Annotated in this window: 11 protein-coding genes and 1 tRNA gene; 5 read left to right on the top strand and 7 right to left on the bottom strand. The window is 33.7% G+C overall.

The genetic code is table 11. The annotated features are described in order from the left end of the window. Positions 1–218: 218 nt before the first annotated feature. On the bottom strand, positions 219–1,685 hold the full coding sequence (locus tag IGJ18_RS06290) for a peptide MFS transporter (protein ID WP_010719307.1): 1,467 nt from the start codon (positions 1,683–1,685) through the stop codon (positions 219–221). 364 nt (positions 1,686–2,049) lie between these two features. Between IGJ18_RS06290 and IGJ18_RS06285 the strand changes: the two genes are divergently transcribed. Then, a complete protein-coding gene (locus IGJ18_RS06285) occupies positions 2,050–2,646 on the top strand; it encodes a nitroreductase family protein (protein ID WP_438843030.1) in 597 nt (198 codons plus the stop codon). 555 nt (positions 2,647–3,201) lie between these two features. On the opposite strand, the gene IGJ18_RS06280 is transcribed toward IGJ18_RS06285, so the two are convergent. From IGJ18_RS06280 to IGJ18_RS06270, 3 genes are all read right to left on the bottom strand, one after another. After that, positions 3,202–5,538 carry a phosphatidylglycerol lysyltransferase domain-containing protein gene (locus IGJ18_RS06280; protein ID WP_438843029.1) on the bottom strand — a complete coding sequence of 779 codons (2,337 nt, stop codon included), beginning with the start codon at positions 5,536–5,538 and terminating at the stop codon, positions 3,202–3,204. 515 nt (positions 5,539–6,053) lie between these two features. Next, on the bottom strand, positions 6,054–6,542 hold the full coding sequence (locus tag IGJ18_RS06275) for a hypothetical protein (RefSeq protein ID WP_010719310.1): 489 nt from the start codon (positions 6,540–6,542) through the stop codon (positions 6,054–6,056). A 109-nt stretch (positions 6,543–6,651) separates the two neighbouring features. After that, the gene (locus tag IGJ18_RS06270) at positions 6,652–6,849 is read right to left on the bottom strand and encodes a hypothetical protein (protein ID WP_010719311.1); all 198 of its coding nucleotides are present in this window, start codon (positions 6,847–6,849) and stop codon (positions 6,652–6,654) included. Positions 6,850–7,195: 346 nt separating this feature from the next. Between IGJ18_RS06270 and IGJ18_RS06265 the strand changes: the two genes are divergently transcribed. The 3 genes from IGJ18_RS06265 to IGJ18_RS06255 all read left to right on the top strand — a co-directional run bounded on the left by IGJ18_RS06265 (position 7,196) and on the right by IGJ18_RS06255 (position 8,523). Further along, a complete protein-coding gene (locus tag IGJ18_RS06265) occupies positions 7,196–7,927 on the top strand; it encodes a C39 family peptidase (protein WP_438843028.1) in 732 nt (243 codons plus the stop codon). Between the two features lie 58 nt (positions 7,928–7,985). Next, positions 7,986–8,405: a hypothetical protein gene (locus tag IGJ18_RS06260; RefSeq protein ID WP_010737477.1), complete on the top strand. Its 420-nt coding sequence runs from the start codon at positions 7,986–7,988 to the stop codon at positions 8,403–8,405. Positions 8,406–8,450: 45 nt separating this feature from the next. Continuing rightward, positions 8,451–8,523, top strand: a tRNA-Gln gene (locus tag IGJ18_RS06255). Between the two features lie 77 nt (positions 8,524–8,600). Here the strand turns inward: IGJ18_RS06255 and IGJ18_RS06250 are convergent. The 3 genes from IGJ18_RS06250 to IGJ18_RS06240 all read right to left on the bottom strand — a co-directional run bounded on the left by IGJ18_RS06250 (position 8,601) and on the right by IGJ18_RS06240 (position 9,669). Continuing rightward, the gene (locus IGJ18_RS06250) at positions 8,601–8,972 is read right to left on the bottom strand and encodes a YxeA family protein (protein WP_010737476.1); all 372 of its coding nucleotides are present in this window, start codon (positions 8,970–8,972) and stop codon (positions 8,601–8,603) included. Positions 8,973–9,198: 226 nt separating this feature from the next. Continuing rightward, positions 9,199–9,387, bottom strand: coding sequence for a hypothetical protein (locus IGJ18_RS06245; protein ID WP_010719315.1), 189 nt, complete (start codon positions 9,385–9,387; stop codon positions 9,199–9,201). An 18-nt stretch (positions 9,388–9,405) separates the two neighbouring features. Continuing rightward, positions 9,406–9,669 (bottom strand): hypothetical protein, encoded by a 264-nt coding sequence (locus tag IGJ18_RS06240; protein ID WP_010737474.1) that lies wholly within the window; start codon positions 9,667–9,669, stop codon positions 9,406–9,408. Positions 9,670–9,832: 163 nt separating this feature from the next. Between IGJ18_RS06240 and IGJ18_RS06235 the strand changes: the two genes are divergently transcribed. Further along, positions 9,833–10,090 (top strand): hypothetical protein, encoded by a 258-nt coding sequence (locus IGJ18_RS06235; RefSeq protein WP_010719317.1) that lies wholly within the window; start codon positions 9,833–9,835, stop codon positions 10,088–10,090. The last annotated feature ends 24 nt before the right edge of the window (positions 10,091–10,114 follow it).

Genomic DNA, 10,114 nt, shown 5'->3' with positions numbered 1-10,114 from the left:
CATTTGTTCTTTCTCCTATTTTTTTTAGAAATTAATTGTTTGCGCTTATAGAGATTATTTTACCAAATCCTCTCAAAAAAAGTTTAAGACTACTTCTTGCGATTCACATCCATCAATCGCTATCCTTTACTTATTTCTTATACTTATCCATATAAAAAAAGCACCAAAGCTAGTTATTTCCACTAACTTTGATACTTTCTTTTATAACTTCATTTGGTTTAATGAATGGAACCCATCAATTTTTTGATTGGTTCTTTGATCATAAATAATACAACTGCTCCAACGATTGCTACGACACCGACAATCCCGAAATAAGCAGATTCAGTACCTGGTGTATAGAAACGCGCGATTTGTGCATTGATCGCTTGTGAAGAAGCATCTGCCAAGAACCAGATAGCAATGGTTTGTGATTCAAAAGCTTTAGGTGCTAATTTTGTTGTCGCAGACAAGCCAACTGGTGATAAGCATAATTCAGCGATTACGACAATGAAGAAGCTGCCGATCAACCACATTGGACTTACTTTACTATCTGTGCCATAAAGCATGCCTGGTAACATCATTAATAAGAAAGATAACCCAGCAAATAATAATCCTAGTGAGAATTTCACTACGGTTGATGGTTGTCGTTTTCCTAATCTCGTCCACAATGTAACAAATACTGGTGTCAAGACGAAGATGAAAATCGGATTCAATGATTGGTACCAACTAGCTGGAATATTCATACCGAACAATGTTGATTGTGTCCGTTCTTGTGCAAACAGAGCCAAGATGGAAGATCCTTGTTCTTGTAACGACCAGAAAATGATCGCTGCTAAAAATAATGGGATATACGCCCATACTTTTGGTTTTTCCTCTGCTGTAACATTTTTAGCTGTTAACATTTTAACAAAATAGTATAACGGTAAAAGAATACCTAAAACACTAATTGAATTGACAAAGAAATCAATGGTTAAATGTCCAGTGACTTGTGCGCCACCAAAGATTGCTACAATCACAACTAAAGCAATGACTAAGTTACGAATGAATTTTTTACGCTCTGCTGCTGTTAATGGGTTAGGAGCAACTGTTCCTATACCATCCAACGTTTTACGTCCTTGGATCACGTATTGTAACAGTCCAAAGAACATTCCGATTGCAGCTAATGAGAAGCCAAGATGGTAGTTGTATTCTTGTCCGATCGTTCCTACGATGATCGGTGCTAACATCGCACCTAAGTTGATTCCCATATAAAAAATAGAGAAGCCGGCATCTCGTCTTAAATCAGTTTTTGAATAAAGATGTCCAACCATTCCGGAAACATTTGGTTTCAAAAAGGCTGTCCCAAAGATAATCAAAGCCATTGAGACGAATAAAGTGGAAACACCAAATGGCAATGCTAAGACGATATGCCCAAGCATAATAAATATTCCACCGAAGAAAACAGTTCTTTTTGCACCTAGTACCCGGTCTGAAACCCAACCACCGATGATACTAGACATATAAATCAGTGAACCATAAATTGACATAATTGCTAATGCTGTTGCGGTAGGTAATCCAAGTCCACCGTTTGCTACAGTATCGTACATGTAGTAAAGCAACAGCGCACGCATACCATAATAACTAAATCGTTCCCACATCTCTGTGAAGAACAATGTTGACAACCCCTTCGGCTGACCGAAGAAGCCCTTGTCTTGTTGATTTTCCATAATCCATACCCCAATTCTTTAAATTTTCAGAAAATACTATAAATATTCACTGAAAAATTTAACTAAAAAACTTATTTAAGAAATATATACTTATTTTCTATAAAAACGAATAAAATTTAATGGGAAAATGATAATAAAAAATAAACAGATATTTAATAATTATATATTGCTATTTTAAAATGATCGAGTTTTACTTAGTTTAACAACAATGGAAACGTTAACTAAAATAACCTCTATTATTTTAATATTCATTAAAAAATTTACTTATTTTTTGTGAGCATATTATTTCACTTACTTTTTGTAAGGTGATATACTTCGTTTGTACTCATAAAATATGCAGATCGCAACTAAAGGAGATTTCACCATGACAACATTTACAACAACTTTGCAAAACCGTCGTTCTATCTATGATTTAGGACGTAACGTAACACTATCAAATGAAGAATTAACAGCTTTGATCAAAGAAGCAATCAAAGAAAGTCCAACTGCATTTAATGCACAATCAACACGAGCAGTCATTCTTTTTGGAGATGCTCACGAAAAATTATGGGAAATGACCGAAGAAGCTCTTCGCCCATTGACACCTGCTGAAGCTTTTCCAAATACGCAAAATAAATTAGCTGGCTTCAAAAAAGGCTATGGAACAGTCTTGTTCTTTAAAGATACAGATATCATCAAAAATCTCCAAGAACAATTTACATTATATGCTGACAACTTCCCAGATTGGTCAGAACAATCAAATGGGATTGCTACAGCAAATACATGGGTAGCTTTAACAGAACAAGGTTTAGGAGCTAACTTGCAACATTACAATCCAGTAATTGACGAAGCTATCGCTAAAGAATGGAACATCCCATCTAATTGGAAACTACGTTCTCAATTAGTGTTTGGCTCACCAGAAACACCAGCTGGAGAAAAAGAATATATGAACGACGAAGATCGTTTCCGTGTATTTAACTAAAACCTCTATGTAATAACCAACTTTTAGCCCAATACTTTAATGGTTGTGAATAGCGTGCTTTAACTTGAACAATAAGTGCACATTTTTAAAATAGCTTTTCAACTCCTTAAAAGTGTCTGCTTATGGTTTAATGTTCACTCTGTGATACCATTTCTGTCTATATTAAACTACTAAAGATAAAGAGCTCGGGGCGAAGGTCGCCCTGAGCTCTTTATCAATTTTCTTTTATCCTACCTTTAACCAGAAGGACTTGTTACATTAATTACATAAAAATCTTAAAATAGTCTATTCATGCGTTCTATTAGACTTGCCTATTAATAAATTCTATCAAATTTCACTAAAAAATTTAGAGATACCTTTAATGATCTTAAAAAATTAGATAATATGGAGACTGGGACAAAAGTTGTCTCAGTCTCTTCTAGTATCTCTAAAACGAATAAAATGAGTTTTTGTGTTTCTTGTCAAATTTCGGAAATTCCTTCTTATTTCTTGATACTAAACACTTTTGTCTCAACCTCTTCCTGATGGCTTTGTTACGACTCTCATCTTTTTCTATTATTTTGAATGAATTAATTTATAACAAGCATATAAGTTTTTCAACACCCAGGTTTTATTTTCGTAAACGAGATATTTTGCAGCCCACTGAGGCTTGTATTTTTCTTTGTATTTCCTTAACCCTTTGAATGAATACAAATACTGAGTATTATTATAGACGCTGTAAATAAACGTATTCTCTAAATTAATTGTGTTTTTATAAGTAGAAGAGAACGGAGCCATTCCTAAATTGAATTTTTGATAACCTTGTTCCTTAGCCCATAGGATGGAATATAAATAAAGAGCATCCATCATTGCCACTTCTTCACTGATAGACCAACGGATCAAGTCGACTGAAATGGTCTCATTAGTATAAGTTGGCATCATGGAAACAAAGCCAACAATTTTTTGTTCTTGATTTCTTATAATACCAACTGCTGCACAATTTAAATATTCCTTCTCAAATCGTCCGACAGAAAAAGTCATCTCATTTTTTGACCTTAACCATTGATCAGATACTTCTTTCAATTCTGACAACAGTTCACGATCATGGGATAACTGTGATGTTGGTGAAAATTCCGAAGAAATTGAGCCCACGCTTTCTGATGACTCTGAAACAATTGTCGGTTCGATGATTTCAAACGTATACCCTAGTTTTTCCATTTGGTTTAATGTTGCTCTAAACCCTCTCTTCTTCTTCCCTGATAGTGAAAACTCAGATAAATCAATGACTGCTTCTTCTCCTAACTTGAAAAATTCGCAATTTAGATCATTATAAAAACTAAGGTACTGTGTGGAAGCTTGATAAAAAACAATTCGTTTGCCTAATTGATTCGCTTTAGACACCAAAGTTTTCAAAAAAGGAAAAATGGCTTCTTGTTTACCAACTGGATCACCTAAAATAAAGAGATAATGGTTATTTTCTTGATAAATCACTGCAACATCTTCCCACCACGCAACTCGGTTTTCCTTTAAAAAACCTAAATGAGCTAAGTGATTTCCACCATTTTGTTCTAAGAAATTTCGATATTCAGCATCATCTAATAGCTTTAAATCAAGCTTTAATGATTTCCTTTTTCTTCTTCGGTGTATAACTGACCAAAGCCCAGAAAGTAAAAGCAATAATAGTGTCGTTCCACTCAGAATAAAGAATGATTGTCTAGGCAATATCGGAAAAATTTCAGTTAGACTATCAAATACATAGAGACACGCTAAAGTCCAAATCAATTTTTCTAAAACACTTTGTTTGATGACTTCGACCTCTAACCATCTCCTATAAAAAAGAGTATCTACAAATAATACCGTTGTTAATAAGAGAGCTGTCAAACTTTGGTCTTCCCAAAAAAGATAAAACTGACAAAGTGCTAATAACATCAGTTTGAAACGCAACATTTCCCAAGTATCGATCGCCCCTTTATAAATCCCTACAACATCTGTCAGTAATAAAATGCTCAGACATACGTAAATTGGCGCAATAAAAAAAGCCGACTTCATTCCCATATATGCATATTCAAAAAATAAAATGCATGAATCAAATAAAAATGTTAATGAACAAAATAGAAAAATGGCTGTGCTGAGCGTTCTTCCAATTTGCTTCATCTGTGCTTGCGTAATCGAAAATACTACTGTCGTAAATTCCTTCGTAAGAATCGTAATTTGATTATTGCTGATTTTTTGACTAATCAGCATTTGAACTTCACTCACACTGAACAATAAACCAAACAATAGTGGAATGAAGTAATACGCTAAACGATACAGAATCAGCGCCATCAATACTGCTTCTTTATCTATCTGCAGCTCCTGTGTAGCGCCTAAAAGGAAAATGACATCAAACGCACCAAAACCACCTGGTACCATACTAATAATTCCAGCAATCGTTGCTAAAATAAAAATACTTTCCATATCAACGAATTGAACCTGCAAGTTAAGAAAACGAAACGCGACGTACATCACAATACCAGAAGTGAGATAATCAATCGTTGATACGATCGTGAATTGTAAACCTAACCATCTCGCAGCCGGAAGTGGCGGTTTGATACTAATGTAGCCGATATATAGAGGCAACAAACAAGCACTGACAATTAAACCAATCTTGATCGTATCATTTCCCTCTAATAAATGACTTTCTGGAAAAACATTTAGCAGCACCATTGCAGATAATACGCCTACACCAGAAATAGATGAGATCAATAATAGCGAAATCGCTTTTTTTAGTTGGTTTACTCTGCTTTGGTCAATATAGTTTTTATAGAAATTATAACGTACGCTGGCACCAAAAATTCCACCAAATCCCAAAACTGCATTGAATGAATTGGCAATCCAGCTGATTTTTAATAGTTTTATTTTAGAAATTTTCATCGTCTTCAGTTTTCGGATCAATGCAAAGTCGTAGAGACAAAGAATGAAAATGCCTAAAGCACCTACTAAAAACAAACTGAAAATTTTTAAGATAGATTCATTACTAATTGTTTGTAACACTTTACTTAACCTAATGGTAGAAAGTTCACTATTTATTTTTAAAACAGAGATCGAAAAAATGAATAGTGAGAATATAATTTTGAAAAAATTGAGTTTCATCCTCTTCATTAAAATTAAAAGTCCTTTCATTATAATAGAGCTAATATATATCAAATTAGTGAAACAATTTTTTTAATGTTATTATAAAAGTGATCGCAACGATTCAAAAATAAATAAACAAACTCTTTCTCATACGAAGAATCATTTTGAAATGCTGTGTAATCTAGCGTCTGCAAGGCAAAGAAAAAAGAGACCGAGCTAATACTTGCCTCAGTCTCTTATTATATATGCGACTCCGAAATAGGTTCATCCCATATATCGCTCACTATCGTTCTTTGTTCTTATTCTAAAGTAACTTACTCTTGATCAGAATCAATCATAATATCAATTTCGGCATCATCATTTAAATGCTGTGCTAAAAAAGTGACCAACTCTTCCATTGATACAGAAAATTTCAGCATGGGTCCACGCCAACCGTTACGAAAGAAATTCATTTTTATGATGGAAGATCCTTCCGGTTGATACAAAACGATTTTATTGATCTCAGAAAAAGGAACACCTTTTTTATCAAAGCTATTTAGAACAAGCCCATCTTCTGTTATACCACGACTATCTAGTAAAAAGCTGATGAAAATTAGCGCTGACAAGACCCCTTTTGCCAATTCATCTGCAGTTGGTTGACTAATCAGCGTAAACCAAAGAACTAAGATAGCCAGAAAAGGCACGACTAAGTAAACCCAGCGATTTCTAACCGTTCGATAGACGATTTCTCGACGTACCAACCATAAAAACAAACACATAACAAAGACAAATAAAAATAATAGTAAAGTAAATATACTAATCATCTAACTACACCTCTTTTCTCTTTCCAAATACTCGAAAAAGAAATAAAAATTACAAGCAAAAGGACATACAGTACCGATTTCGTTACTGTACGTCCAAAATCATTTCTTCTTATTCAAATGTTTCGTATTTTGCAACAACCATACTTGCTTTTTCTTCTAATAACTCTTGATCTTCCATTGCGCATTGAGCAACTTTGACTACGGCACAATTCGTCATTTTTGAAACAACTTCTCCGATAACTGCTTTTGTAAACCCAATCGGTTTACATGAATATTGCTCTCCTAAATTAATCATTTCTTCCGTCATCAAAATCCTCCTAAACTACCAAGCTCTTTTATAAGGTAACTGTTTTTTTCAAACAGTAATTGCTCTTTCAAATAAACATCATCTAAAAACATTTGTTATTTGACCTGCGATTTATTTCGACCTTACTGGCATTATAGCGTACTGTTTTCGTTTTCACAATTAAAAACTATCAATAAATCGAAACATTTTTTTCAATTTAAAAAAAATTATTCGGCTATTGATCCTGTGATTTTTCAGGACTTTTGTCTTTTTATTTTAAATTTGGAAAACAACATGTCAAATTTTTTATTTTATTTTTAAAAAAAAGCATTATAATATGTAAATATCAGAAAAAAGGGGAATTATTATGAAAAGATTCATTGGTAAAAAAATATTATTCGTGGCAGTCCTATTATTCGTTATTTTTTCTGCCACCACTTATTTTCACCATTCACACAATGTTGGAAAGGATACTGAAAAAGTAAGTAGTTATGCTAAAAAACAAGTTTTACTTGATGTCCCCTTGGAAAGCCAATTCACCGAGCCAGCGTTAGGAAATGGCTGTGAAGTTACTTCACTGTCCATGCTGCTTTCTTATTATGGTTACGAGACTTCTAAAAATCAGTTAGCTCAACAATTGAATTACGTTCCTGTTTTTAATGCTGATGGTACACATGGCGATCCTAATGAAGGGTTTGTTGGGGACATCAGCGGTGGAGATTGGGCAATGGGCGTCTATGTCCCGCCTATCGCTTCGTTGGCACAGACAATCGTAAAAACAGATTATCATACTCTTCCAAAAACCGATGCAACAATCAATGACATTAAGAAAGCTTTACAACAAGGAAAGCCTGTGTGGGCCTCCGTTACTTTAGATTTCCAAGTGCCTACTGATACTGATTTCGTTACTTGGCAAACAAACAATGGGCAAGTAAAAGTGACACCATTAAACCATGCCTGTGTAGTTACTGGTTATGACAATGACAATATTTATTTAAATGATCCTTATGGAGAAAAAAACAGACCCGTAGCAATCAAAGATTTTGAGGCAATTTTCACCTCAATGGGTGGTCAAATGTTGACTTTAGAGAAAAGCTAGTATTTTTATAAAAAATACATTATACTCTAGCTAAATATGATGGAAAGGATTGAGGGAAATGGAAAAAATTCATAAAAAAATAGATCCTAATGAAATTCCGATTATTTTCGTTCGTGATGTAAATGGTCATACACCAACCAAAGTTTCCGTCAAGGAATGGACGGATCGCTATAGCCCAGTTTCACTCAATGAGTTACAGATCAAACTTTATCGTCAAGCATTAGCCTATTATTCTGAGAAAGATTATGCAAAAGCGATTGATTTATTGAAATTTTTAATCTCACAAACAAACTATACACATTTTGAATACATCGAACGTTTGGCAACGATCTATCGAATCATCGATGCTCCACTAAAAGAATTTCAGTTACTTTCTAATACATTATCAATTGCCAATTTGATCCCACTTCCATCTGGTTTAATCAAGAAGTTAGAAAGACGAATGATCACTGTCAAAAAAATGCTGGATAAAGAGTAATCTCTTGCATTTTCTTTGTGTCGTGCTATGATCAAATTGTTTGATTGGGATGTAGCCAAACTGGTAAGGCACTTGACTCTGAATCAAGCAATTGCAGGTTCGAACCCTACCATCCCAATAAAAAAACCAATCAGAAACTCAGTTTTCTGATTGGTTTTTTTATATTCTCTTTAAGTTTACATAATAAAATTATATTTATCCAATGATAGCTAATGCTTTTTTAGGTACTTCTTTTTTATCAACTTCTTCATATGACTCGACGTGAGCGCCCTTATTAATGATCTTTAAATAATGTCCTTCTTTTAAAATAGATAAACCTGTAAATTCAATCGTTCGTTCATGTCCCTTTTGATCGGCAGCTTTTTGGATATAAGTCGCTGTTCCATATGAATTGACTTCATCTGGTTTTTTCGTCTTGACGTATACCTCTCCTTTTGTTACCAACGGATTTAATTGGTCTACCACACCTGCCATCTCATCGTGGGAATTTTGCGTATAAAACTTCAAGCCCACTAATGCGACTCCTGCAAATAATACCGTTCCAATAACTACTTTTACTACTTTCATTTTTCTACCTCCTATTTTTATTTCATTATATCCATAAAAATAAACGGCTTCATCCGCCTCTAGTTGGAGATTTTTCTCCTACTTTGGCACAAAAGCTTTTGCTCACCCTTGTTCTAAATAATGCTCAATATTAAAAAACGCTCAAAACGGCTAAAACCATTTCAAGCGTTTTTTTTAATAATAAAATCATGAGCAACAATTTTGCCATATGATTAATTTCTTGTAATTAATACAGCCTAGTTGGATCATAATGATAAACTACATTCCCGTTCAATAATGCCTTACCTACGACATATTTACGATTCTCTAATTTTAGCCACGCTTCACGAAAAAGCATGACCTCTTCTCTTTTGACCTCAATTTTTTCAATTTTTCCGTCAATCAATTCTTGGATAAGTGCTTCGTATGGATTCATTGTTCTCCTCCGTCACAATCAATACGTAGTAAAAATTGGTTCATGATCTACTTTTGTATCTAGGTCTGTTCTGACATTTACCGTTGTATATAAAACTTTTTCAACAGGTATACTATAATAATTGTCTTCGCTACTGCTGAATTGGTGTACACCTTTTTTCGTCAGAATACCATTGATTTTATTCATCAGTACTCTTTTTTCTACACTATTACTGACCACATAGTAAATCACACGTATATTGTTTACTAAATGTAAATCGACTTCTAACATTACTTGATCCATGAAAATTTCATCCTTTCTTTCGGATCAATTATAGCAAGAAACTTCTTGTTAATCAAAAACCTTTGTATGTCCTTCTTGGTTATCAATTAAAGAAATACTTGCATCATTTGATACAAAATGTTATTTTGTATCAGATATCATTATTATTCTGGGAGGCACTCTCGTGATTGCGATTGGTCAGCTTGTTTTTTATATTCCATTTTTCATCATGCTAAGTATTCTTTTCTATTACATAAATTGGACAAAAAAGAAACTATCTGTTTTACTTGTTTCTCTTCCAAGCATCTATTTTACTTATCAAATCTTTTCTTTCCGCCATTGGGAAATCCCTTCTGTCTTAATTAGACATGTCATTAGTTTAGTTATTTCAGTCATTATACTGATACTTTGGATATTTTATTTATTAAATAAACAAGATTAGTGTGTGTATAGATTGTGAACAAAC

Source organism: Enterococcus sp. AZ078, assembly GCF_051714985.1.
GTDB lineage: Bacteria > Bacillota > Bacilli > Lactobacillales > Enterococcaceae > Enterococcus_B > Enterococcus_B hirae.
Note: the sequence above shows the minus strand (reverse complement) of the source record. Positions and strands in the feature narration are given on the sequence as shown.